This window comes from Rhizobium jaguaris, assembly GCF_003627755.1.
GTDB classification, from domain to species: Bacteria; Pseudomonadota; Alphaproteobacteria; order Rhizobiales; family Rhizobiaceae; genus Rhizobium; species Rhizobium jaguaris.
On record NZ_CP032694.1, the window covers coordinates 1,237,661 to 1,261,635 of the forward strand.

The following is a 23,975-nucleotide window of genomic DNA, read 5'->3' on the forward strand; positions in this document are numbered from 1 at the left end:
CCGAGGCTTCTCCCTAACTGCTTCAGTCAAACCGAACGGCGGTCGTGTTCGCGCCGCAAAGCAGCACGGCCACACGCTCGTTTGGAGCCGGGACATATTTGTTCGCAAACAGCGCGGCAAATGCCGTCGCACCGCCGAGCTCGGCGACGATCCGCAGCCGATCCCATAAAGTCTGCTGCGCCTGGCGGATCTCGTCGTCCGATACCAGCAGGGGGCGCTGCGCATAGGCTCGGGCAATCGGGAACATCAACTCACCAACGCGCTTTGGAGCAAGCGAATCGGCGGCGATGCTGCCGGCGGGGGCATCGACCGGATGCCCGGCCTCGAAGGCCTGCCAGAGCGTCGGTGCGCCTTCCGGCTCGACAGCAACGACCCGGACGCGTCCCTCGAACCAGGCAGCGATCCCGCCAATCAATCCGCCGCCGCCGACCGCGACCAACAGCGTGTCGATATCGGGAATGTCCGCCTCGATCTCGAGCCCGATCGTCCCTTGCCCGAGCAGGGTCTCCGGCTGGTCATAGGCGTGGATCGCCATCGCGCCGCGTTCCTCGACCCATTGCTGGCTGGCGGCAAGCGCATCGGCATAACGCTCCCCGCCGATGACGAGGTTGGCCCCGTAGCCACGAATGCGCTCGGCCTTGGCCGGCGACGTCACACTCGGCACGAAGATCGTCGCCGGAATGCCGAGCCGCATCGCGGCATAGGCGACCGCCGCACCATGATTGCCGCCGGATGCCGCAACGACACCAGCCGCCGGCACGTCTCTGCCAAGCAGGCTGGAAAAGGCGCCCCGCGCCTTGAACGAGCCGGAATGCTGCAGAAATTCGAGCTTGAAGTCCAGACGGCCCGGATTAAGGCCGAAATCCGCGAGGTCCGAACGTAAAACCGGGGTGTGCCGGATATGCGGGCGGATCCGCTTTTCGGTTTCTGCAATACGCTCGGGGGTGATCTTTGTGTCGGGAAACATGGGCATCTCGCGGACAGAAGTTGACAATAACTTTGTTACTTAGCAAAGTGACGAAATGCAAGAGATTGATCTTATCAAGGCCCTGGCCAACGAACGCCGCATCAGCATTCTCAGATGGCTGAAGGATCCCCGCGCTCATTTTCCTCCGCAGATCGACGGCGATCTGGTGGAGGATGGCGTCTGCGCGCTCCTCGTTGCCGAAAAGCTCGAGATATCCCAGGCAACCTTGAGCGAGCACATGCGCATTCTGGTTCAAGCCGGTCTATTGCGGCCAAAGCGCATCAAACAGTGGATATTCTACAAGCGCGATGAATCCCGCATGGCAGCGCTGGCGGCAGTTGTTGCAAGCCTCTAGCCAAATCATCATGACGCCGGTCCAGTGGATATCCTAAAATGAAAAAGGCGGCTGAGCTGAGCCCGCCGCCTTCTTTATCAGATGCGATAGCGATCAAATATCGCTAGCCGCGTTCGCCCAAATCTCCGCTGCCTGGGCGGCGGTGACGCGGCGGACTTCGGTTTCGTCGCGGCGGCTGGCGAAGAGTTCGCTCGCCATGATCTGGTCGGCAAGGTCGGCCGGCAGCGACAAGAGCACGCGTTGGCCGTCCTTGTGGATGCCGCCGACGTCGGCGCGCTTGCCGGTGATCATGCCGCCGGCAACCGTATTGTTGCTTTCCGGATCGATCAGGATGAAGGAGCCGGTCGAGCGGTTCTGGTCGTAGGGGTCGAAGACCGCGGCTTCGTCGAAGGAAAGGCGGACCTTGCCGATCGCATTCATCCATAGCGACTGTGCCGGTGCCCAGGCACCGGTCTTCAGCTCGAGCTGAGCGATAGGCTGCACCTGCACACGCTGACGGCGGCTGCCGCTCTTCAGCCAGTAGCGCTTGCCGGGCTCGATGCCTTCCGGCTGCAGCGCGACGATCTGAGCGTCGAAGGCGAGGCCGGACTGCGGCTGGCTGTCGATGGCGACGATCATGTCGCCGCGCGACACGTCCACCTGCCGGTCAAGCACAAGCGTGATGGCATCGCCGGCCACTGCGGCATTGCGCACGAGATCGAAGGTGACGATCTTCGAGACGTTGGCGACCATCCCCGACGGCAGGATCATGACACTGTCGCCCGGCTTTACCGAGCCACCAGCAACCGTGCCCTGATAGCCACGGAAGCTTTCGCCCGGCCGCGACACGCGCTGCACTGAGAGGCGGAAGCCGACCGTCTGCGCCGAACGTACGGTGGCAAGTTCCAGTGTTTCGACCAGCGTCGGGCCGTTGTACCAAGGCATGGAGGTTTCGCCGGAATAAACGACGTTCTCCCCCTTCAGCGCCGACATCGGGATGGCGGTGATCTGCTTGACGCCGAGCGACAGAGCGAATTCGCGGAAATCATGCGAAATTTTCTCGAAGCCGGCGCGGTCGTAGTTCGTCAGGTCGATCTTGTTGACGGCGAGCACGAACTGCTTGATGCCGAGCAGCGAAGCAATCGTCGCATGGCGGCGCGTCTGTTCGAGAATGCCCATGCGCGCATCGACCAGCAGGACCGCGAGATCGGCGGTGGAGGCGCCGGTCGCCATATTGCGGGTATATTGCTCGTGGCCGGGCGTGTCGGCGACGATGAAGGAGCGCTTGTCGGTCGAGAAATAGCGATAGGCGACATCGATGGTGATGCCCTGTTCACGCTCGGCCTGCAGGCCGTCGAGCAGAAGCGCGAAGTCGGGCAGGCCGAGATCGTTCTGCTTGCCGGTGGAATCGCGCTGTAGCGTAGCGGCCTGGTCTTCCTTGACGGCCTTGGTATCCCAGAGCAGACGGCCGATCAGCGTGGACTTGCCGTCGTCGACGCTGCCGCAGGTGATCAGGCGAAGCGGGCGTGAGTCGCGCGCCGCCTTGGCGGGCTCGGCGGCAGGCAGGGTGACGACGTTTGCGGTTGCGGCTGCAGTCATCTCAGAAATATCCTTCACGCTTCTTCTTTTCCATGGAGCCGGATTGGTCGCGGTCGATGGCGCGGCCCTGACGCTCGGACACCGTGGCGATTTCCAGCTCTGCAATAACGTCTTCGAGTGTGGTGGCCGTTGAGCGGATCGCGCCCGTCAGCGGGAAGCAGCCGAGGGTACGGAAGCGGATGACCTCCTCGCGTTTGACCTCGCCGGGTAGCAGTTCAAGCCGCGGATCCGCCGCCATGATCATCATGCCGTCGCGCTCTACGACCGGGCGCTTGGCAGCAAAATAGAGCGGCACGATCGGAATCTCTTCGGCCTGGATATAGCGCCAGATGTCGACTTCGGTCCAGTTCGACAGAGGAAAGACGCGGACGCTCTCGCCCTTGCGGATCTGGCCGTTATAGATGTTCCACAGTTCCGGGCGCTGATTGCGCGGATCCCAGCGATGGTCCGGCGTGCGGAAGGAATAGATGCGTTCCTTGGCGCGCGAGGCCTCTTCGTCGCGGCGCGCACCGCCGAAAGCAGCGTCATACTGACCGGCGTCGAGCGCCTGCCGCAACGCTTCCGTCTTCATGATGTCGGTATAGCGCGCCGAGCCGTGGGTGAACGGCGTGACGTTCTCGGCCTGGCCGCGCGGATTGATATGCTCGATCAGGTCGAGGTCGTATCTCTTCACGATCTCGTCGCGGAAGGTGATCATCTCGGCGAACTTCCAGCCGGTGTTCACATGCAGGAGCGGGAAGGGCACGCGGCCGGGATAGAAGGCCTTGCGCGCCAGATGCAGCAGCACAGAGGAGTCCTTGCCGATCGAATAGAGCATCACCGGGCGCTCGAATTCGGCCGCCACTTCGCGGAAAATATGGATCGACTCGTTTTCCAGCGCCTTCAGATGCGGATCGAGTGGCGGTTTGCTGCTTTGCGGATTGGAGAGTTCCTTATCCGGACGGCTATCGGGCATTTCTAACTCCAGAACTTCAATTAATCCCGACGGCAGATGTCGGAATGAATGGGGATGCGTTGGTTCCCGGTGGATGGCGGCGAATCTGAGCGCGCTTCAAACCGGTGGCCGGGAACCGGCGGGTGTTATTGGGCAGCAACCGCAGTTTCCTCATGAACATGCAGGCCGCATTCGCGTTTCTCGTCGTTTTCCCACCACCAGCGACCGGCCCGTTCGGGCTCGCCCGGCTTAATGGCGCGGGTGCAGGGCTCGCAGCCAATCGAGGGATAGCCGCGCTGATGCAGCGGGTTCACCGGCACGCCATTGTCAGCGACATAGGCGCGGATCGCGTCGATGTCCCAGTCGGCAAGCGGGTTGACCTTGATGAGATTGCGTTCCGGGTCGTATTCCGCAAAAGGCGTATCGGCGCGATTTGCCGACTGGCCGCGGCGCAGGCCGGTGATCCAGATTGTGGCCCCGGAAAGTGCTCGCGCAAGCGGCTTCAGCTTGCGCACGCCACAACAGGCATGCCGGGCTTCGACGCTTTCGTAAAAACCGTTGAGGCCATATTTCGCGGCATAGGCATCGATGTCGGCCTGTTCCGGCTCGTAACGGCTAATATGGATGTCGTATTGGCTTTCCGTTTCATCGATCAGCGCCATCGTCTCGGGAAAGAGACGACCGGTCTGTAGGGTCGCAACTTCGATCGGCAGACGATGGTTGCCGATCTCCGCGGTGATGACCTGATCTTCAATCCCAAGGGAGGTCGTAAAGACAGCGCGGCCGCCAAGGCCGGCGACCAGAGACAGACGGCCGGCGAGATCAAGCGCCGCCAACCGGCTGTTCAGCGTTCCGGCTTCTTCGATAAGATTGATGGCAGTCATAGAGAATCCTGTCCTGAAGTTGCCAGAAGTATCGCAGCTTGTGACAGGAGCGGACAGAAAAACCGATTTCGAAAGCATGGGAATAGGGAGCAAATATCTCCATGAAGCCGCGCCCATGCGGAAAACCGACCGCCTCGGCGGTTAACCAAGGCGTTTTGCCCCTGAAGTGGGCGAGTGCAGCAACGCCGATAAGACTAGTCATATCTAAGCGCTTACTTTAATGTCTATAGAAATAGTAGAGATACACGCAGCTTGTCAAACGGAAATCGGAAGTGATGGCCAAAAAGATGCGAAATGCCGAATTTTGCCCTAAACTGTGGGCATAGCGACAAGAAGGAAAACAAGGCTGGGTTGCCGGCATCACAAAAGCTTTTTCTAGTTTGCATTTTGATGCAGAATTAAAGCTTGGTGAAAAGTGTTGAGAGTTCCGAAACGATGTGGCCGTATGTGTCGGGCGAGCGCATCGTATGTGTGTGTAGACGGTTCGAAATGATCACTCAGAAAGCAAAATATGCGCTGCGGGCGCTGTCTGCTCTGGCCCAGGCTGAAGCGGGCGAGCCGATGATGATTTCCGATATTGCCGCTCAGCAGAAAATCCCGAAGAAATTTCTGGAGCAGATCCTTCTCGACCTGAAACATCAGGGCATTGTCATCAGCCGTCGCGGCAAGCAGGGTGGCTACCTCCTGCGCAAGCCGGCAAATGAAATTACCTTCGGCGAGATCCTGCGCATCATCGATGGGCCGATCGCGCCGCTGCCCTGCCTCTCCATCACCGCCTATCGCCGCTGCGACGATTGCGACGGCGAACAGACCTGCGAAATCCGCCACGTTTTCGCGAAGGTCGCCGATGCGACCCGCAAGGTCTTGTTCTCGACCACCATCGCCGATGCAGTGGCGCTGCCCGATAAAGCCGAGGTCGCCCGGCTGCTCGCCTGAGTGAGCGTCAGCCTGTGGCGGATTGCTCTACCGCCGCGATTGCATCGACGGCGAAACCGCAGATCAGGACGCGGCCTCAATGATCACCCCGATCGCCAGCGCGACGGCCGTTCACATCAAGCATGCATTGACTCTGCTCAATCCACAAATAAAATTGCATCGCAATTGCAATGCAAGAGGTTTGTCATGAAATCCGCTTCCATCCCATCGCTTCGCGTCGATCCGGAACTGCGTGCGGCCGCCGAAAGCGTCCTCAAGGAGGGGGAGACGCTCTCCGCGTTCATCGAAAATTCCCTGCGCGCTCAGATTCATCATCGGCGAGCGCAGGAACAGTTCATTGCACGTGGACTGGCGGCAAAGGATGAAGCGAAGCGGACAGGCACTTACTATAACTCGGGAGATGTTCTGGAAATGCTGACCGCCAAGCTTGCCAAGGCAAAAGCTTCCAGACAGAAATGAAATATGCAATCCGCTACACTGCCGCCGCGTTCGAGGATTTCGAGCGTCTTTACGACTATCTGATCGCAAAAGATATCGAGCTTGCGGAGAGAGCTCTCGAGGCCATTCAAAAAGCGGTCGAACTGCTCGGCGATTTTCCCTTCACCTGTCGCAAAGCATCGGCCGATAACGCCTTTCTGCGCGAATTGGTAATCCCCTTCGGTTCTTCCGGTCACGTTGCTCTTTTCGAAATTGAGAATGACACGACAGTGACCGTCCTCGCCGTCCGGCATCAGCGGGAAGAGGATTACCATTGAAGCCATCGACGTTTACCGATCGCTCACCGCCCACCGCGGATTGATCCACGGCTCCTGGTTCGATCGTGCCAATCTCGGCTTGCCGAGGATATGGTCTGCAGCTTTTTCGCCGGTCATGATCGAAGGGCCGTTGAGATTGCCATAGGTGACGTGCGGGAAGATCGAGCTGTCGGCGACGCGCAGGCCGTCGACCCCGATGACGCGAGTGTCGGGATCGACCACGGCCATCGGATCGTCCTTCGAGCCCATCCTGCATGTGCCGCAGGGGTGATAGGCGCTTTCCAGATGCTCGCGGAGGAAGGCGTCGATCTGATCGTCGGTCTGGACCTCGGGACCTGGCTGGATTTCCGGCCCGCGATATTCTTCAAAGGCCTGCTGCCCGAAGATCTCGCGCGTGAGGCGCACGCAGTGACGGAACTTTTCCCAGTCCTCGGGATGGCTCATATAGTTGAAGCGAATGACGGGATCGGCTTTCGGGTCGGAGGAGCGCAGGGTAACAGTGCCGCGTGATTTCGACAGGTTGTAGCCGACATGCACTTGAAATCCGTGGCTCTTCGCAGCCGCCTTGCCGTCATAGCTGATGGCGACCGGCAGGAAATGATATTGAATATCGGGCTGCTTGATGCCCGGCGCCGATCGCAAAAAGGCGCAGGCCTCGAATTGATTGGAGGTTCCGAGGCCGGATTTGAAGAACATCCACTGCGCCCCGACGATGCCCTGCTTATACCAGGGCAGCCAGGAATAGAGTGAAACCGGCTTCAGGCTGGTCTGCTGGAAGTAGAATTCCATGTGGTCCTGCAGATTGGCGCCGACGCCCGGCCGGTCCACCTTCACCTGGATACCCATCTGCTTGAGATGCTGTCCTGGGCCTATGCCGGAGAGCATCAGCAGTTTCGGCGAATTGAAGGAGGAGGCCGAGACGATGACTTCGCGGTTCGCTCTGACGATCTCGGTCTTGCCGCCGCGCTCGATCTCAACGCCCGTCGCTCGGCCGTTTTCAATTACCACCTTGTGGGCTAGGCAGCGGATCAATTGGACATTCTGCCGTTTCAGCGCTGGCTTCAAATAGGCAGTCGCGGCGGACCAGCGCCTGCCGGCCCAAGTCGTCTGCTCCATCAGGCCGAAGCCTTCCTGCTTGCTGCCGTTATAATCCTCCGTCGCCTCGAAGCCGGCCTGCTTGCCGGCCTCGATAAAGGCATGGAACAAGGGATTGCGGGCATCGCCGCGCCGGACATGCAGAGGGCCGTCGGTCCCGCGCCAGCTCTTTTCGCCGCCATGCGAATGTTCCATCCGCTTGAAGTAGGGGAGCACGTCGGCATAGGCCCAGCCATGGGCGCCAAGCTCTTCCCAGCGGTTGAAATCCTCCGCGTGACCACGGACATAAACCATGCCGTTGATCGAGGACGAGCCGCCGATGACCTTGCCGCGCGGTGCAGTGATCCGCCGGTTGTTGAGTTGCGGCTCCGGCTCGGAGAGATAACCCCAATTATAGCGGTTCATGCTCATCGGCCATGCAAGGGCAGCCGGCATCTGGATGAAGGGGCCAAAATCGCTGCCGCCGAATTCCAGGACGATGACTGAATGCTTGCCGTCCTCCGACAGCCGATAGGCCATGGCGGAGCCGGCGGAACCTGAGCCGATGATGACGAAATCTGCTTGCATGACGATGGGCTTTCTCTGCGGGCGTTCTTCTTCTTCCGACGGTGATGGCTGGGCTTGGTCGTTCCCTCGCCCCGCATGAGCGGGGAGAGGGGTAGGGTGAGGGGCGGGGCAGTTAGATGCGGCATCCTCGCAGCAGCCCCTCATCCGACTTGTCGCAATCTCACTCCGTTCGATTTCTCCAACCCACCTTCTTCCCGTTTCACGGGGCGAAGGGATTTGTTCAATAAGGTGCCTGCACCGGCCCCATGCCGACATAGACCGTCTTCAGTTCGGAATAGTGCTCCAGCGCGGCCAGCGAATTCTCGCGGCCGAAGCCCGATTGCTTGGAGCCGCCGAACGGGATTTCGACCGGGCAGAGATTGTAGGTGTTGATCCACAGCGTGCCAGCTTCGAGTTGATCGACGACACGGTGCGCGCGCGTGAGGTCGGCTGTGAAGACTCCACCGGAAAGGCCGAATTCGGTGGCGTTGGCGCGTGCGATCACTTCCGACTCATCATCGAAATCCAGCACGCACATGACCGGGCCGAAGATTTCTTCGCGGGCGATGGTCATATCGTCCGTGACATCCGCAAAAACGGTCGGCTGCACATAGTAGCCTTCGCCGGCGACATTGTTGGGGATGCCGCCGCCGGCCACCAGCGTGGCGCCCTCAGCTTTGCCCTTCTCGATATAGGACAGCACCTTCTCGCGCTGTGCCCAGGACACCATCGGGCCGATTTGGGTGGCCTCGTCCATGGGGTCGCCGATCAGCATCGCCTCGGTGCGTGCCTTCAGGCGCTTCAGGAATTCGGCTTTGATCTTCCTGTTGACGAAGACGCGCGTGCCGTTCGAGCAGACCTGACCGGTCGAATAGAAATTGCCGAGCATGGCGCCGCCGATGGCGCTGTCGAGATCGGCGTCGTCAAACACGATCAGCGGCGACTTGCCACCTAGCTCCATGGTGACGTGCTTCAGGCTTCCCGCGGCTGCCGCGGCGACCTTGCGGCCGGTCGGAACCGAGCCGGTCAGCGACACCTTGGCGACGTCTGGATGGTTGATGAGCAGCGGCCCGGTTTCGCGGTCACCCTGGATGACGTTGTAGAGCCCCTTCGGCAAGCCGGCCTCGATCAGGATCTCGGCGATCTTCAGCGCACCGAGCGGCGTGTTTTCGGAAGGCTTGAACACCATGGCATTGCCGGCCACTAGGGCCGGCGCGCCCTTCCAGCAGGCGATCTGTTGCGGATAATTCCAGGCGCCGATGCCGACGCAGACGCCGAGCGGCACGCGCTTGGTATAGGCAAAATCACCGCCTAGGGGGATATAGGAGCCATTGAGGCCGGCTGGGGCCACACCGCCGAAGAATTCGAAACTATCGGCGCCCGATGTCGGGTCTGCGACGATCGTCTCCTGAATCGGCTTGCCGGTGTCGAGGGTTTCCAGCTCGGAAAGCTCGCGGTTACGCTCGCGCACGATCTCGGCGGCGCGCCTCAGAACGCGGCCGCGTGCCGTGGGGCTCATCGCCGCCCATTCCGGCTGCGCCCGCTTGGCGCTGGCGATCGCCTGCTCGACGATGGCAGGGGTTGCGGCATGCAGCCGGGCGATCACCTCGCCCGTCGCCGGATAGATGCTTTCGATGACGGTCCCGTCGGTATCCTCGACATATTCCCCGTCGATGAAATGCGAGGCTTTCGGCTGGGCTTTGAGGGTCATTTTATCTGTCCTTTTGAAAGGCGGCCTGCCTGGAAAGCGGCGCAAGCATTGTGTTGATATAGTCCTCGGTGAGTGTGATCGAAGCATCGATGCTGATCGGCGCCGATCTCAGGCTCTGGCGAATATAGAGCCCGTCGATCATCGCCGCGGCACCCTCGGCGATACGCTCGGCGTCTTCGCTCGGACACAGCGCTCGGAGGTTGGCGAGCAGGTTGGAGCGCAGCCGCCTCGCATAGATGACGAGGAAGCGGCGTGTCTCCTCGGAACGCTGCGCCTCGGCATAGAAGGCGAGCCAGGCGGCAATCGTCTCCGGCGCGAATTGATCGGCCTGGAAACTCACGCGGATAACGGCGGACAGTTTTTCCCGCGGCGTCTTTGCGGCCCTCAGCGCTATCACCGTGTTGTCGCGCAGTCGCTGTAGATGACTCCTGACGGTCTCGATCAACAACTGTTCTTTACTGCCGAAGTAGTGGTGGGCGAGAGCAGGGGAAACGCCTGCCTGCTTGGCGATTTCGGACATGGTGACGGTCAGCGACCCATGATCGCCGATCACGCGCATCGCCGCGTCCACAAGCGCCTTGCGGCGCACCGGTTCCATTCCAACTTTCGGCATACTTCACCCCAGCACTTGCTACAGTGTATTTTTGATTGACTGATCAATCAACAAAAAAATCATTGTTCGGATTGATTAACATCAGAAATCTCCCGCCTCTTTCCGGGATATGTTCCTGTATCATATTCCGCTCAATGAGGAGGTGCAGTCATGGTCAATGTTCTGGATGAAATTCCGCCATCCGCCATGCGGGACAAATGGGGATGGTTTGTTGCGCTCGGTGTGTTTCTGCTCATTTGCGGCGGGATCGCGCTTGGCAATCTTTTCATAGCCACAGTCGCATCAGTCTATTACATCGGCGTGCTGATGCTGATCGGTGGTGTCATCCACCTAGCGCATGCCTTTCAGGTCCGGGGATGGGAGCATATTCTCTTCTGGGTGCTCAGCGGCCTTCTCTATACGATCGCCGGTGTTCTTGCTTTCGCCAATCCCTTGCTCGCTTCGGCAGCGCTGACGCTGTTTCTTGCCGTCGCCTTGCTGATTGCTGGCACATTTCGTGTCTGGGTTGGCCGCAAGCTGAAACCGGAGCGGGGTTGGATATGGGTTGTCATCGGCGGCGTGGTGACCGCACTTGCCGGCATTGCCATCGCTCTCGGCTGGCCGGTCAACAGTCTTTGGGTGCTTGGTCTCTTCCTGGCGGTCGACTTGATTTTCCAGGGCTGGACGCTGATGGCCTTCGGCTTCGCTCTTAGGCAGTAGCGGCGGATAATGGGGGAGTAACGGACTGCTACTTTTTGACAAGAGGTGGGAGCGGCGTTACTCTTCGCCCACTTCCGTGGAGGACGGAGTGCGCAGGCTGACCTAACGGCAGGCGCAGTCATCCGGGCAGACGTGTCTCTTAAGACGCGCCTTCGAAGCTTCGATGACACGCATTGGAGTAGATCTCCAGCAAAGAGTTTTTCTTAAAGAGCTAAAAAGGGAGGAATATCATGCCGATGGTAACGGTTTCCATCTCCCCGCTTCAAGCTGCCGGCATCCGCGCTGCCGTCGACACGGGCACCTATGCTTCGAGCAGCGAAGTTGTTCGCGAGGCCCTGCGCATGTGGGATGCCGCGCGCAAGCGTGGTGACATCTGCGATGTGCCCCGTGCGGCGGCCAATGATCCGGATGGCGTGGCAAAGAGCAGCCGCCGCGTTGCCGATATGTTTGCCGATTACGAGGCGGAAAGACGCCGGCATAACTGAACGGCGAACACCGTATGCACCGTGAGACTATGACCGCAGAGCTTTGGATCTAAGCAATTTCGGAATGGTTAATGCTCCTTTACCATTCACGAAACTTTCACATGGGGGAAAGGTTTCGTTGACGGTTGTGGCGCATCTTGGGCCGAAAACGCGATAAATCCAAAGTTTTATTAAAAAACTTAGATCAAGATTCTTAAGTGGAGAAAGGCATGTCCCTGACTGCCGCCGTCGAGCCGGGCGTATTGCGCCGGTATGCGAGCGACCAGATTGTCACGCTTGCCAAACTCGTTATCGAAAATGCCTTCCAGCCAATTGTCGAGGCCGGCACCGGTGCGGTTTTCGGCTATGAATCCTTGATGCGCGGGCAAGAGCGTATCGGCTTCGACAGCCCGATGCAGATCCTCGACGAGGCCGAGCGCACGGGCCAGCTCCTCGGACTGGAACAGATGGTGACAAGCCGGGCGCTGGCGAAATTCGCGACCCTCGGCAATGCCGGCACCGCGACCCTCTTCCTCAATCTCGATGTCCGCCTGATCCCGCAAGGCGAAATGCTGGTCGGCGGTTTGCTGCAGCATATGAAGAAGGCTGGCATCGCACCGTCCTCCGTCTGCTTCGAATTCTCCGAACGCTTCGACAATACAAGTGTGCCGGAATTTTGCGGTTTGGTCACCAAGATGCGGGACGCCGGCTTCAAGCTCGCGATCGACGATTTCGGTGTCGGCCATGGCGAGATGAAGCTGTTGTCAGACTATCCCGTCGATTATCTCAAGATCGACCGGTATTTCGTCTCCAATATCCATCGCAGCGCCCGCAAGCGCCACATTCTCAGAAACCTCGTCAACATCGCTCACGTCCTCGGTACCCGTGTCATCGCCGAAGGCATCGAAACCGAGGCGGAGTTCCTGATTTGCCGCGAATTCGGCGTCGATCTTGTCCAGGGCTGGTTTATCGCCCGCCCGACGACCTTCATCAACGAGCTGAAGCCTAGCTTCCCGCATCTGCAGGATCTCGGCAAAATAGCGCGCAATAGCCAATCGCTGGACGAAATTCTCATCCGCAAGCAGATCGAAGTGTTGCCGACCATTCGCGAGAACGACAGCATCGACAGCGTCTTCGAACTCTTCCGCCGCAATCCGCGCCGCGCCTATTTCCCCGTCGTCAACGCCAACGGCGAACCGCGCGGCATCATTCACGAGTACCAGCTCAAGGAATATATCTATCAACCCTTTGGCCGCGACCTCCTGAAAAATAAGGTCTATGAGCGTTCGATTTCGCATTTCGTCGAGATGGCGCCGATCGTCGGCTTGGACTCCGATGCCGATACGCTGATGACGATCTTCGCCAATATGGAAAGCAGCAACTGCCTGATCGTCACCGAGGGTACGCATTATGCCGGCATCGTCTCGGCCGCCTCGCTGATCAAGGTCATCAACGAGAAGCAGCTCAAGATTGCCCAGGACCAGAACCCGCTGACCGGCCTGCCCGGCAATCGCGCCATCCACGATTTCATGCAGAATGCCGGCCGCGACGGCGATGAGGTTAGACATTTCTGCTATTGCGATTTCGACAATTTCAAACCGTTCAACGATGCCTACGGCTTCCATCTCGGCGATCATGCCATCTCGTTGTTTGCAGCGCTGATGCGGCGTTACTTCTTCGCAGAACGCCATTTTCTCGGCCATGTCGGTGGTGATGATTTCTTCATCGGCGTGACCGGTTGGAATCTTGGCGAACTGCGCGAGGTTCTGGATAGGCTGCTTGCCGATTTCCACGCCGACGTCCTGGAATTCTATTCGGCGGAAGATCGCGCCGCCGGCCGCATGCGCGGGCATGACCGCAGCGGCGCGGAGGCGCTATTCCCACTGATGCGTTGCTCCATCGGCATCCTCGAACTGCCCGATGGCCTGGTCATCGACGACATCAACCGTGTCAGCACATCGATCGCCGGCATCAAGGCTAGGGCGAAGGAAAACGAAATCGGCGTTGCGTTCCTGAGCCTGGGCGAGACGAATTGACGCCCTCCCACTCCCGCTTCTTTTCAAGCCGCATGCGCTAAACTATCTCCACTGCTTTGCTGGGAGAGGAGAAACGAGCCATGCCCTTGCCGTCTGAAATGCGTTTTGTGGATTTGCCATCCTTCGGCGTGCCCGAGGTCATGACGATTGCCCGCAAGCCTCTGCCGGTGTTGAAAGACGGCGAAATCCTAGTTCGTGTCGAGGCGGCCGGCGTCAACCGGCCGGATGTGGCGCAGCGCCAGGGCATTTATCCGCCGCCAAAGGATGCAAGCCCCATCCTCGGTCTGGAAATCGCCGGCGAGGTGGTTGATGTCGCGCCCGATGTCAGGGAGTTCGCCATCGGCAACAAGGTCTGCGGCCTCGCGAACGGTGGCGCCTATGCCGAATATTGCGTTCTCCCGGCTGGCCAGGCATTGCGGTTTCCAAATGGCTATGACGCGGTTCGCGCGGCCGCATTGCCTGAGACGTTTTTCACCGTCTGGGCCAATCTCTTCCAGATGGCAGGCCTTACCGAAGGCGAGAGCGTGCTGATCCACGGCGGCTCCAGCGGCATCGGGACGACGGCGATCCAGCTTGCCAAAGCCTTCGGCGCCACGGTCTACGCCACCGCCGGCTCCAAGGAGAAATGCGAAGCCTGTGAGAGGCTCGGCGCGAAACGGGCGATCAATTATAAAGAGGAAGACTTTGCCGAGGTCATCAAGGCGGAAACCGGCCATGGGGTCGATGCCGTCCTCGACATGATCGGCGCCGCCTATTTCGAAAAGAACCTGGCCTCGCTTGCCAAGGACGGTTGCCTGTCTATCATCGCTTTCCTCGGCGGCGCCGTGGCCGAAAGGGCCAATCTGCAGCCGATCATGGTCAAGCGACTGACAGTCACCGGCTCGACCATGCGCCCGCGCACCGCAGAAGAAAAGCGTGCCATCCGCGACGACCTTCTCTCCCAGGTCTGGCCGCTTCTTGACGAGGGCTCTGTTGCCCCCGTCGTCCACCGGACATTTGCCTTCGAAGACGTCATCGACGCCCACAAGCTGATGGAGACCAGCAGTCACATCGGCAAAATCATGCTGAAACTGGCTTAAGGGTCAACGACATCGCGATGGCGATGAGGCCGGGCAGGGCCATCAACGCATAGAGCCATGTGGCCGCCGACAGACTACCCGTGATGTCGCCGGGGTCGGCAAGACCGGCACTGTTGACGATGACGCCGGCAAGGGAAGAGCCGAACGCGCCACCCAGCGATTGGACCGTCGAAATCGCCGCCGACGCCTTGTCCTGCTCGGAGCTGTCGACAAGGCCGATGACCTTGGTGACCAGATGTGCCCAGCCAAGGCCGACGCCACAGCCCATCAAGAACATGGCGACGACGGCCGGGCCGAGCAGAGCAAGGTCGCCGGACGGATTGTCCCTCGCCAGAAAAAGAATCAGCGAGGCCGTGGCCGCGGTTTCAAGCACGCAGCCGACTATGATCGAGACGCCAGCCTGTTTCCCGGAAAACGACGCACTGAAAAAGGCTGCAAGGGTCCAGCCGAGGGCAACCAAAGCGACCAGATAGCCTGAAACCAAAGGTGCCACGCCATGCAGGGTCTGCAGGAAATAGGGAATATAGATGTCGCTCGTAAGCACCATCATGAGCGTGAACATCGTCAAATAGAGCCGAGATATAGGCCTGCCGAGCATGACCGCGCCCTGCGGCAGCAGCCGGTTCGCGCTTTTTCGTTCGATGGCAAGCATGGCGGAGATGGACGCCATTGAAATTGCGACGAGTGTGATCTTGCTCGAAATAGGTTCGATGGTTCCGGCGAAGCTCATCAACAAGACCGCGGCAAGCAGAAGGGCAATCTGAAGGACTGGCGTCTTCTGTTGCGCCCTGTCATCGTCGACGCGCGGCAGCAGCCATCGGGACGAGAGGGCCATGAGGCCTGCCAGCGGCACGAGAATGACGAAGGCCTCGCGCCAGGCGCTGCCCTGCGAAAATAACCCGCCCAACGTCGGCCCGAGCACAGTCGCGACGCCCCATATGGCGGCGTAAAGTGTAGAGGCTTTCCGCCACAATGGTTGTGGATAGACGAAGCGGATGAAAGCATAGGCGAGTGCGGCCAGCATGCCGGCGCCAAAACCTTGCACTGCCCGTCCGGCAAGTACGACCTGTATCGCCGGCGCGATGGCGCAGATCAGGTTTCCTGCGCCGAATATCAAAGCCGCCGCGACGTAGACGGTGCGCAGGCCTACGCCTCTCGGTCGTGTGGCAACGGTGATCGAGCCGAGCACGCCGGCCGCGACGAAAAGCGTTATCATCCAGGAAAACAGCTCCAGGCCGCCGATGTCGCGAACGATGGACGGCGCGATCGTCGCGGTAATGTAGGCCTCGACCGCATAGAGGGCGACGCCGCCACCAAGCATCAGCGTCGCCGGCAGGAGCGCGGGCGAAAAGAGCGAGAAGACGGAAATGGATTTTGGCGTGACTGTTTGTTCGACGCTCGACATCGGATGCCCCCGGAATTTCCCTAGCGTATAATTATTTTCCAAGTTATAAATTGGAAAATCACATAGCTATGAAATTAAAACAAGCGAAAACTTGGAAAAATGCGCCAATCGCCTGTCAACCGTATCCTGATCCTGTTGAAAACCGAGGGCGCGCAGCTCGCGTCGGCGATCGGTAGCGCGCTCGGCATATCGTCGGAAGCGGCCCGCCAGCAGCTGACGAAGATGGCGGATGAGGGCCTGGTCGAGCCGGTGACGGAAGCTGCTTCAGGTAGAGGCAGGCCGCGCCAGCTCTGGCATTTGACCTCGGCCGGCAATGGCCGGTTCCCCGACGGCCACGCCGATCTGACCGCGACGCTTCTGACGACGATGGCCAACCAGCTAGGGCCGGGTGCTGTCGATGCGGTCATATCCGCCCGTGAAGTGGAGACACTGAAGCGCTACCGCGGCGAGGTCGAAGTCGCCGCCGATCTGCCGTCACGCGTCGCGACGCTTACCGCCATCCGCACGCGCGAGGGCTATATGGCCGACCATTGGCAGGAAGAGGATGGCTCGCTTGTGCTGGTGGAGAACCACTGCCCGATCTGCGCCGCCGCGACAGTATGCGCCGGCTTCTGCCGGTCGGAACTCGAGACGTTTCGGGCCACACTTGGAGCAAACGTGGAACGCGAAGAGCATATTCTCCTCGGCGCACGACGTTGTGCCTATCGGATTCGAGCGGTCTGAAGCTAAATGGCTATGTAGCTCGCTCACTTGCCGTCCCACGACACAAGTCACAAATTCCTGCACCGCGGTTTCACTTCATATGACGATTGGCAATCCGAGGTGCAGCAGCTATCAGTAGCGTATGCCGCAAATCAAAGAGCGCTTCCCATCATGTCCAATCCTGTCTGCGTCGAAGTCACCCGTGGAAATCTCGTTGAAAGCCGTCATCGCGGTTCGGTTGCCGTGGTCGATGGCGATGGGAAGTTGGTGCTGTCGCTCGGCGATATCGAGAGGGGCGTGTTTCCGCGTTCTGCCTGCAAGGCGATGCAGGCTCTGCCGCTGGTCGAGAGCGGTGCGGCGGATGCCTACTGTTTCGGCAACAAAGAGCTGGCGCTGGCCTGCTCTTCGCACAACGGTGAAGACGCGCATGTGGCGCTGGCTGCCTCCATGCTCGCCCGTGCCGGCCGGGACGTCAGCGCGCTGGAATGCGGTGCACATTGGTCTTCCGACCAGAAAACGCTCGTCCACCAGGCGCGCACCATCGATAAGCCGACGGCGCTGCACAACAACTGCTCGGGCAAGCATTCCGGCTTTGTCTGCGCCTGTTGTCATCAGGGCATCGATCCCAAGGGCTATGTCGGTTACGACCATCCGCTGCAGCAGCAGATCCGCGCGACGATGCAGAGCCTTACCGGAACGCCGCTCGGTCACGACAATTGCGGCACCGACGGATGCTCCATCCCGAATTACGCCGTGCCGCTGAGAAGCCTGGCGCATGGTTTTGCCAAGATGGCGACGGGCAATGGCCTTGAACCGCTGCGCGCTAAGGCCTCGCGTCGGCTCTTCGAAGCCTGTATGGCCGAGCCCTTCTACGTTGCCGGCACCGGCCGCGCCTGCACCAAGCTGATGCAGATCGCCCACGGCCGCATCTTCGCCAAAACCGGCGCCGAAGGCGTCTTCTGTGCCGCAATCCCTGAACAGGGCGTCGCCATTGCGGTCAAAGCCGATGATGGCAATGGCCGCGCCGCCGAAGTCATGGTTGCAGCCACGCTTGCCCGCTTCTTTGAAAGAGGCAGCGACGTCCACGCCGGTCTTACGACGATGGCCAACAAGGCGCTCAGCAATTGGAATGGCATCCATGTCGGCGATATCAGAGCGACGGCAACGCTGGCGGCATAAGGCAGCTTGGCCATCATTGCGAAACTGAGGGTTTGCCGGGCAGAAATCGCAGAGTTGAAGGTGTCGAACCGCCGAGGCCCTGCGAATCCGCCGTTTGGGCAAGCTCCAGGTCCTCTGGAAACTCGTATAGCTGTGCCAGCCGCCGATCCAACAATGCTAGTTCTGCCTCCAAGGCAGGCCGGCGGAAATCAGGCAGCACCTGCAAGCCATATTCCAGCACCGCGCGCAGGCGGCGCGCGATTTGGAAATTTTCTGCGCCATAGAGCCGAATTTCGCTGAAGGTCAACTTTACGAAATCCTCCCAGTCCGGCGTCCTGCAGATGACCCGCAGTTCTCCAGATTGGTTCAAGATCGTTTCGCGCGTCAGGTTGCGCTTACCTACGAAGCAGAGCAGACGCTGCAACTGATCGATCGCGAGCACCGCGGTCGTTGGATCATTTATCGCTTTCGAGAGGGCCTTGATGGCAATGTCCACGATGATCCTGAAAGCAAATGTCGCGTCTTGTTCAAGAGTCCGTTCCGGTCCGAAGGCGATCATCGTCTTCAGGACGGATTCTTCGGGAAATCGGCTGCCGTACAATCGAAAGAGGGGCTCACCAGAAGCCACGAAATCGCCGATCCTCGGGACCAATTCGACCACTGACTGCGTTTTCTCGGCCAACGTCAGTAAGGCGTTTTTATTGATGGCCACGATGATGGCGGGTCGTCCCCTGTAGAGGATGACTTTGTCTGGCCGTGCGCTTGGCCTCGGATCTGTGGCGGTGGCGTCAGCTTCCTCCGTCGCCATTGTCGGGTAGACGTCTTCGATGACCGCGCGACCCTCCTCGCTCACTCGCAAGACAATGCTCACCGGTCGTAGGAGACGGGCGGCGTAGTCGATCAAATAAAGGAAGGCGGCTATTGACAGAAAACCTAAAAGGACCGGGATACCGACGATGGCTCGGTCGGTGTCGGTCTCCAGCCTTGCGAGCGTCCCTGTTGCAAACAGCAGCGTGAAAATGAACAGTCCGACGGTAAATCGGATGGCGTTGTCGCTCAGTAAGGTTGTCGCAATGATCCGAGGCGTCAGTTGACCGCCCGCGATCTGGATCGCTACCAGCAGCGACCCAAACGTAAAGACGACGAACGTCAGGGTCATCGTGATGATCGTTTCGAGTAGCCTCTGTGAGCCTGCCACACCCCATGGCCACGGTTCGATCCAGATCAACCATTGTTTAAATAGATAGGCGATGCGAATTGCTACGACGTAGAGAGGTAGGGCGATGAATGGTACCAGCCACAAAGAAGACTTGACGTAGCTTTTCAGGCTATACCATCGGTTCCAGCCCATTTTGGTTCCCTCGGTATCCGAGCGGGACACCATCGCCGCATCACTGATTGCTGTCGAAAGGTAATGATCATGCCGTTTGAATTTCAAAGCATTGATGCCGATCAATCAAGTTAGCCAATGAGATTGCACGCTTGTGCATTTGTGCATTTGCCTACTACCTGGGCGCCACCTTTCTCGTTGGCTGCGCTTCAATCATCAGCACGGAAAATAGGAACCTGTACGCTGTGATAGGGTCCCAGGCTTGCCTCCGTCATATCTGACGGCACCATCATCCCCGAGACCGCCGTGACAGGCAGGATATGGCAGGGGGAGACCGCGTCCAGCTTCTCCTGGGTGACCATCACATAGGTTTCCGCCGAGCATTGCGCGATATGCCGCTTGATGGCCGCCTCCTCGAAATCGCCGGTCGAAAGGCCGTGAATTGGGTGAATGGCGGTGACGCCGAGAAAGAAGATGTCCGGCCGCACCAGCGAGATTGCCGCCATTGCTGCGGCACCCGTCGCCACCATCGAATGCTTGTAGAGCTTGCCGCCGATCAGGACCACCTCGGCTGTCGGATGATGTTCGAGCTCGCCCGCGATCGTCGGGCTATGGGTGACGACCGTGAAGGCAAAATTCCTGGGCAGGTGACGCGCTATTTCCGCGGTCGTCGTGCCGCCGTCGAGAAATACCGTCCGTCCTGGCCGAACCATACTCGCGGCGTAAGCGCCGAGTTGCCGCTTCACATCAGGCGACACGCTCCTTCGCGCCGAAAAATCCGGCAGCTCCGGTGCGAGCGGCAGCGCGCCGCCATGCACGCGCTTCAGCAGCCTTTCAGCCGCCATCTCCCTCAGGTCCCTTCGGATCGTGTCTTCGGAAAGGCCCAGATCGTCGGCCAATGCCTTGGCGATCACCTGGCCATCGCGGCGCAGGATATCGAGGATGAGGGTCTTTCGCTGGCCTATAAGCATATCCGTTTCCACACGATAATTCATGAAATATCGTGAAGTTATCAAAATGAGTCGACAATCAAGAAATCAAACGCATATTCGTGTAAATTCCCGCAAGGTGCGGGAGGAAAAGGAGATGTGACATGTTGATCTTGATCGCCGGACCATATCGTTCGGGAACCGGGGACGATCCCCGGAAGATGGCAGAGAATCTCAGGCGGCTGGAGGAGCCGTCCTATGCGCTGTTCAGGGCCGGGCACCTGCCCATGATCGGCGAATGGGTTGCCTTGCCGGTTTGGCATGCCGCCGGCGGCAAGAGCATCGGCGACGACCTCTATGAAGAGATATTCCACCCGACTGCTGGCCGGCTGTTGCAATTATGCGAGGGTATTCTCAGGCTTCCGGGCGAATCCAAGGGAGCGGACAATGATGTCCGCATCGCCAATGAGCGCGGCATTCCCGTCTGGTATCGGCTGGAGGATGTGCCGGGCTGCGCCTAACGGGCTGGTCATCCAGTCCTTGCGGTGCGGTTGCTGACGCCGGTCTGCGCGCCTCCCCAAGAGCGATGCGCAGACGGCATCCATCAAAAGCTTTCATAGGCAATATCGGTGCCGGCCACTTCCGTATTTCCTCGGTCGCCGGTAACCTCGAGCAAAATCGAGCAGAGGAAACGGATATGCTGAATTTGTATTTCTCACCGGGCAGTTGTGCGCTCGCCAGTCTGATAGCGCTCGAAGAGTCGGGCCTTGCCTACGAGGCGCGGCGCCTCAATTTTTCCAACGGAGAGCAGCGTTCGCTGGAATATCTGGCGATCAATCCCAAGGGGCGTGTTCCGGCGCTAGTGACCGAAAAAGGCGTCGTCACGGAAAATGTGGCGATCCTTGCCTATGTCGCCCAAATCGCGCCGGCGGCTCGCTTGGCTCCGCTCGACGATCCCTTCGATTTTGCCCGCATGCAGGCATTCAACAGCTATCTTGCCTCGACCGTGCATGTGAACCATGCCCACAAAGGGCGTGGCTATCGCTGGACCGACGATTCGGCGGCAATCGAAGCGATGAAGGCCAAGGTGCCGCAGACCATGGGCGAGAGTTTCGCGCTGATCGAGGAGAAGATGCTGGAAGGGCCGTGGGTGATGGGCGAGCAATACACCGTTGCCGACGGCTATCTCTTCACGCTGGCAAGCTGGTTGCCGGGCGACGGCGTCGATCGGGCCGGCTTTGAAAAGGTCAGCGCCCATCATGCGCGCATGCTGGAGCGTCCCGCCGTGCAAAGGGCCATCGCTGTTGAGCGGATTTGATCAACCGGCGTCGAAGGCAGCCCGCAATTTCTTCGGCGCCCGAAACCGCCAGGCCTCGATCAGCCGCATCTGCAGTTCGTCGTCGCCGATGGCGGCGATACGCGTTGGCAGGGACGGCCAGCCGACATAGTGATCCGACTGGAAATAGATCTCCGGCGCCATTTCCATGAGCTGCTCCTTGCGGTCGATCGGCAGCGCCAGCACGATGGTCTCGTTATTCTTCACCGTCACAAATGATTTTCCGCCGACTTTGAAGGCCGGCAGGCCGTAATGCGCGCCGGGCTCCACCTCTGGCAATTGTGCTTGGGCCACGAGCCGCTGCAGTCGTTCCGCGATGGCGTTCATATCGATGTTCGATGTCATGTTGCGCGCGATTGGGATGTCTATTACGCGCATTCTTCCGGCTGAACGGTTCGCTTGTCCATAGGCCGTCCCAGATTTTCCGGCATGAGCGGCAGGTCGGCCAGTTCTTCCAGCGACATGGTCGAGAGCATCGGGTGCTGCAGCGGATCGCTTTCCTGTTCGCGATCCCCTTCCTGCGAGTGATTGAAGAAAAACTTCAGTATCGACATGACATGCCTCCTCGTTCTTCCGAGGCGATGCGCCTACGGGCGCGTCAGGCGTCGGGGTGGTGGCGGTTCTGATCTTTATGCTGCAATGATCGCGCGCATTGCGCAGCTTTTCAATTGAGAATGCCGGCACGCTGGTATAGATATTCTATATGAAAAATCTCAACAGCGTTCATTTGAACGGTCTCCGGGCATTGGAGGCGGTGGGGCGGCTCGGGTCGTTGCAGGCGGCTGCCGACGAGCTTGGCGTGACCATCGGCGCTGTCAGCCAGCAGGTGATCAAGGCCGAGGCGCAATTGGGGCGGCCGGTTTTTGAGCGCACGCCAAAGGGCATGGTGGTGACGGAGGCGGGCATCTCGGTCCTGGCGCGCCTAGGCGAAGGCTTTCAGGCCCTGTCTGCGGCGGTGACCGCCGCACAGCACCGCGACGACAATATTCTCACCATCTCGGTTGCGCCGGTCTTGGCCGCCCGATGGCTGGTGCACCGGCTCGATCGTTTCGCCAAGCACCATCAGGATATCCGCTTGCGCATCGACGCCACCACGCAGCTCGTCAACCCAGCGACATCGGATGTCGACATCGGCATCCGCGTTGGCAGTGGACACTGGCCGGGCGTCAAATCCGAGCTGCTATTGGCACAGGAAATCTTTCCTGTCGTCACGCCGCAGATCGCCGCCACACTCAAGAAACCTGCGGACCTGCTGGATGTGCCGGCCGTCATCGACGGACACGCCATGTTCACCTGGGATGTCTGGCTGAGAGAGGCCGGCCTTTCTGGCAAATGCATGGAAGAGCGTCACATCTTCAACGATGCCTCGCTCTGTCTCGATGCCGCCATGGCCGGCCAGGGCGCGATGCTTGCCTGGCAGACACTGGCGGCCTATGCGCTCCAACAGAAATGTTTGGTCGATCCCTTCGGTATCCGCGCCAAAACCGGCTTCGGCCATTATTTCATCACAGCCGAAGGCGTGCCGGAGGCGAAAAAGGTCACCGCCTTTAAAGCCTGGATCCGCGAGGAGATGGAGGAGAGCATGCGGCTCTTCCGGTAAGTGGCCTCAGACCGGCTCCTTGCCGCGCGTTTCCTGCATTGCCCTGTAGGCGGCGCGGGACTGGCAACGCTCAATCCAGGCTTTCACCTTCGGATGACTGTCGAACAGGGCCTGCTCCGTCTGCGCGTAGCGCAGCACCTCGGCAATGTTGAGGTCGGCGACGGTGAAGCGGTTGCCGACGACATAATCCTGGTTTTGAAGGTGTTGTTCGAGCACGCCGAAAGGCCGCTTCAGCGAGCGGCAGGCAACCGCGATCCCAGCCTTGCCGGCCTCGCTGTCGTCCTGGGCTCTATCATAGATCCTAACGATTGCGACGGTATATGGCTCGACCTCGGTCGCCGCCCACATCGTCCACATCGCCAACAATCCTTCTTCTTCCGCCGTATGGCCGGCGAGCGGGCCGCCATATTTGCGGGCGAGATAGAGATTGATGGCGAGGGATTCGTGCATCACAAGATCGCCGTCCTTGATACTCGGGATCATGCCCATGGGATTGATCGCCAAGAACTCCGCCGACATCGTGTTCAGCAGCGCATCCGGGCTCATGGGATTGTCAAGCCGGGAAGCTTGCAACACCGGCACGGATTGAAAGGCAATGCCAAGCTCCTCCGCCATCCAATAGTTGCGGGAGGCGCGTGAGCGATAGACGCCGTAAATTGTCAGCATGGCCGGTCTCCGAAAATTGAGTCGGACGGAGGTTATTGACGGATTTCGGCAAACGGAAGAGGCCCCCGTTCATATGTCAATGAAAGCTTTTGATGGGTGTGTAGGGCCAAGCACGAAAATGTCCGCCAATCGCCCATAATCTTTGCAAATCATGCGGTTTGCCCATCGCCTTCGTTCGGAAATTAGCGGTGGTGCAT

The 23,975-nt window shown here is 59.6% G+C and carries 26 protein-coding genes; 13 read left to right on the top strand and 13 right to left on the bottom strand.

What is annotated here, in order from left to right; translation table 11 throughout:
• Nucleotides 1–22 precede the first annotated feature (22 nt).
• Entirely contained in the window at nt 23–967 is a 945-nt protein-coding gene (locus CCGE525_RS06030) for a threonine/serine dehydratase (protein WP_162950134.1), read from the bottom strand.
• A 55-nt stretch (nt 968–1,022) separates the two neighbouring features.
• Between CCGE525_RS06030 and CCGE525_RS06035 the strand changes: the two genes are divergently transcribed.
• Entirely contained in the window at nt 1,023–1,322 is a 300-nt protein-coding gene (locus CCGE525_RS06035; RefSeq protein ID WP_120703494.1) for an ArsR/SmtB family transcription factor, read from the top strand.
• A 93-nt stretch (nt 1,323–1,415) separates the two neighbouring features.
• Here CCGE525_RS06035 and cysN read toward each other — a convergent pair whose 3' ends face one another.
• The 3 genes from cysN to CCGE525_RS06050 all read right to left on the bottom strand — a co-directional run bounded on the left by cysN (nt 1,416) and on the right by CCGE525_RS06050 (nt 4,718).
• On the bottom strand, nt 1,416–2,900 hold the full coding sequence (gene cysN, locus CCGE525_RS06040; protein WP_120703495.1) for a sulfate adenylyltransferase subunit CysN: 1,485 nt from the start codon (nt 2,898–2,900) through the stop codon (nt 1,416–1,418).
• A gap of 1 nt (nt 2,901) precedes the next feature.
• Nucleotides 2,902–3,855, bottom strand: a complete 954-nt coding sequence (cysD, locus tag CCGE525_RS06045) for a sulfate adenylyltransferase subunit CysD (RefSeq protein WP_120703496.1) — start codon at nt 3,853–3,855, stop codon at nt 2,902–2,904.
• Nucleotides 3,856–3,980: 125 nt separating this feature from the next.
• Nucleotides 3,981–4,718: a phosphoadenylyl-sulfate reductase gene (locus tag CCGE525_RS06050; RefSeq protein ID WP_120706282.1), complete on the bottom strand. Its 738-nt coding sequence runs from the start codon at nt 4,716–4,718 to the stop codon at nt 3,981–3,983.
• 489 nt (nt 4,719–5,207) lie between these two features.
• Here CCGE525_RS06050 and CCGE525_RS06055 point away from each other — a divergent pair, with 489 nt between their 5' ends.
• The 3 genes from CCGE525_RS06055 (at nt 5,208) to CCGE525_RS06065 (ending at nt 6,409) form a co-directional block, all read left to right on the top strand.
• Nucleotides 5,208–5,654 carry an RrF2 family transcriptional regulator gene (locus CCGE525_RS06055; RefSeq protein WP_120703497.1) on the top strand — a complete coding sequence of 149 codons (447 nt, stop codon included), beginning with the start codon at nt 5,208–5,210 and terminating at the stop codon, nt 5,652–5,654.
• Nucleotides 5,655–5,840: 186 nt separating this feature from the next.
• The gene (locus CCGE525_RS06060; protein WP_120703498.1) at nt 5,841–6,113 is read left to right on the top strand and encodes a YlcI/YnfO family protein; all 273 of its coding nucleotides are present in this window, start codon (nt 5,841–5,843) and stop codon (nt 6,111–6,113) included.
• Nucleotides 6,110–6,409 carry a type II toxin-antitoxin system RelE/ParE family toxin gene (locus CCGE525_RS06065; protein ID WP_120703499.1) on the top strand — a complete coding sequence of 100 codons (300 nt, stop codon included), beginning with the start codon at nt 6,110–6,112 and terminating at the stop codon, nt 6,407–6,409. The genes CCGE525_RS06060 and CCGE525_RS06065 overlap by 4 nt, the downstream gene beginning before the upstream one ends.
• A gap of 12 nt (nt 6,410–6,421) precedes the next feature.
• On the opposite strand, the gene betA is transcribed toward CCGE525_RS06065, so the two are convergent.
• The 3 genes from betA to betI form a co-directional block, all read right to left on the bottom strand.
• Nucleotides 6,422–8,071, bottom strand: a complete 1,650-nt coding sequence (betA, locus tag CCGE525_RS06070) for a choline dehydrogenase (protein ID WP_120703500.1) — start codon at nt 8,069–8,071, stop codon at nt 6,422–6,424.
• A 220-nt stretch (nt 8,072–8,291) separates the two neighbouring features.
• Complete coding sequence (gene betB / locus CCGE525_RS06075) at nt 8,292–9,761, bottom strand: betaine-aldehyde dehydrogenase (protein WP_120703501.1); 1,470 nt, start codon at nt 9,759–9,761, stop codon at nt 8,292–8,294.
• 1 nt (nt 9,762) lies between these two features.
• Nucleotides 9,763–10,374: a transcriptional regulator BetI gene (gene betI, locus CCGE525_RS06080; protein ID WP_120703502.1), complete on the bottom strand. Its 612-nt coding sequence runs from the start codon at nt 10,372–10,374 to the stop codon at nt 9,763–9,765.
• Between the two features lie 150 nt (nt 10,375–10,524).
• Here betI and CCGE525_RS06085 point away from each other — a divergent pair, with 150 nt between their 5' ends.
• From CCGE525_RS06085 to CCGE525_RS06100, 4 genes are all read left to right on the top strand, one after another.
• On the top strand, nt 10,525–11,073 hold the full coding sequence (locus CCGE525_RS06085; RefSeq protein WP_120703503.1) for an HdeD family acid-resistance protein: 549 nt from the start codon (nt 10,525–10,527) through the stop codon (nt 11,071–11,073).
• Nucleotides 11,074–11,303: 230 nt separating this feature from the next.
• Nucleotides 11,304–11,558 (top strand): ribbon-helix-helix domain-containing protein, encoded by a 255-nt coding sequence (locus CCGE525_RS06090; RefSeq protein ID WP_120703504.1) that lies wholly within the window; start codon nt 11,304–11,306, stop codon nt 11,556–11,558.
• A gap of 209 nt (nt 11,559–11,767) precedes the next feature.
• Nucleotides 11,768–13,573, top strand: coding sequence for a GGDEF domain-containing protein (locus CCGE525_RS06095; protein ID WP_120703505.1), 1,806 nt, complete (start codon nt 11,768–11,770; stop codon nt 13,571–13,573).
• A gap of 80 nt (nt 13,574–13,653) precedes the next feature.
• Nucleotides 13,654–14,652: an NAD(P)H-quinone oxidoreductase gene (locus CCGE525_RS06100; protein WP_120703506.1), complete on the top strand. Its 999-nt coding sequence runs from the start codon at nt 13,654–13,656 to the stop codon at nt 14,650–14,652.
• Here the strand turns inward: CCGE525_RS06100 and CCGE525_RS06105 are convergent.
• Nucleotides 14,633–16,057 (bottom strand): MFS transporter, encoded by a 1,425-nt coding sequence (locus CCGE525_RS06105; protein WP_120703507.1) that lies wholly within the window; start codon nt 16,055–16,057, stop codon nt 14,633–14,635. The two genes, CCGE525_RS06100 and CCGE525_RS06105, sit on opposite strands and share 20 nt — an antisense overlap.
• Before the next feature lie 99 nt (nt 16,058–16,156).
• On the opposite strand from CCGE525_RS06105, the gene CCGE525_RS06110 reads away from it, so the two are divergent.
• Entirely contained in the window at nt 16,157–16,780 is a 624-nt protein-coding gene (locus tag CCGE525_RS06110; protein WP_120703508.1) for a helix-turn-helix transcriptional regulator, read from the top strand.
• A gap of 150 nt (nt 16,781–16,930) precedes the next feature.
• Complete coding sequence (locus tag CCGE525_RS06115) at nt 16,931–17,938, top strand: asparaginase (protein WP_120703509.1); 1,008 nt, start codon at nt 16,931–16,933, stop codon at nt 17,936–17,938.
• 13 nt (nt 17,939–17,951) lie between these two features.
• On the opposite strand, the gene CCGE525_RS06120 is transcribed toward CCGE525_RS06115, so the two are convergent.
• Together CCGE525_RS06120 and CCGE525_RS06125 are read right to left on the bottom strand one after the other, a co-directional pair.
• Nucleotides 17,952–19,373, bottom strand: coding sequence for a DUF2254 domain-containing protein (locus CCGE525_RS06120; RefSeq protein ID WP_245472095.1), 1,422 nt, complete (start codon nt 19,371–19,373; stop codon nt 17,952–17,954).
• A gap of 83 nt (nt 19,374–19,456) precedes the next feature.
• Nucleotides 19,457–20,218 carry a DeoR/GlpR family DNA-binding transcription regulator gene (locus CCGE525_RS06125; protein ID WP_120703510.1) on the bottom strand — a complete coding sequence of 254 codons (762 nt, stop codon included), beginning with the start codon at nt 20,216–20,218 and terminating at the stop codon, nt 19,457–19,459.
• 122 nt (nt 20,219–20,340) lie between these two features.
• Here CCGE525_RS06125 and CCGE525_RS06130 point away from each other — a divergent pair, with 122 nt between their 5' ends.
• Together CCGE525_RS06130 and CCGE525_RS06135 are read left to right on the top strand one after the other, a co-directional pair.
• Nucleotides 20,341–20,697 carry a DUF4406 domain-containing protein gene (locus CCGE525_RS06130; protein ID WP_120703511.1) on the top strand — a complete coding sequence of 119 codons (357 nt, stop codon included), beginning with the start codon at nt 20,341–20,343 and terminating at the stop codon, nt 20,695–20,697.
• Between the two features lie 176 nt (nt 20,698–20,873).
• On the top strand, nt 20,874–21,494 hold the full coding sequence (locus CCGE525_RS06135) for a glutathione S-transferase family protein (protein ID WP_120703512.1): 621 nt from the start codon (nt 20,874–20,876) through the stop codon (nt 21,492–21,494).
• Here CCGE525_RS06135 and CCGE525_RS06140 read toward each other — a convergent pair whose 3' ends face one another.
• Both CCGE525_RS06140 and CCGE525_RS06145 read right to left on the bottom strand, forming a co-directional pair.
• Nucleotides 21,495–21,857: an MmcQ/YjbR family DNA-binding protein gene (locus CCGE525_RS06140; protein WP_120706284.1), complete on the bottom strand. Its 363-nt coding sequence runs from the start codon at nt 21,855–21,857 to the stop codon at nt 21,495–21,497. It abuts the gene before it with no gap.
• Between the two features lie 23 nt (nt 21,858–21,880).
• Nucleotides 21,881–22,066: a hypothetical protein gene (locus CCGE525_RS06145; RefSeq protein ID WP_120703513.1), complete on the bottom strand. Its 186-nt coding sequence runs from the start codon at nt 22,064–22,066 to the stop codon at nt 21,881–21,883.
• Between the two features lie 149 nt (nt 22,067–22,215).
• Here CCGE525_RS06145 and CCGE525_RS06150 point away from each other — a divergent pair, with 149 nt between their 5' ends.
• Nucleotides 22,216–23,112 (top strand): LysR substrate-binding domain-containing protein, encoded by an 897-nt coding sequence (locus tag CCGE525_RS06150; RefSeq protein WP_120703514.1) that lies wholly within the window; start codon nt 22,216–22,218, stop codon nt 23,110–23,112.
• Nucleotides 23,113–23,118: 6 nt separating this feature from the next.
• On the opposite strand, the gene CCGE525_RS06155 is transcribed toward CCGE525_RS06150, so the two are convergent.
• Entirely contained in the window at nt 23,119–23,778 is a 660-nt protein-coding gene (locus CCGE525_RS06155) for a glutathione S-transferase family protein (RefSeq protein ID WP_120703515.1), read from the bottom strand.
• Nucleotides 23,779–23,975: the final 197 nt, after the last annotated feature.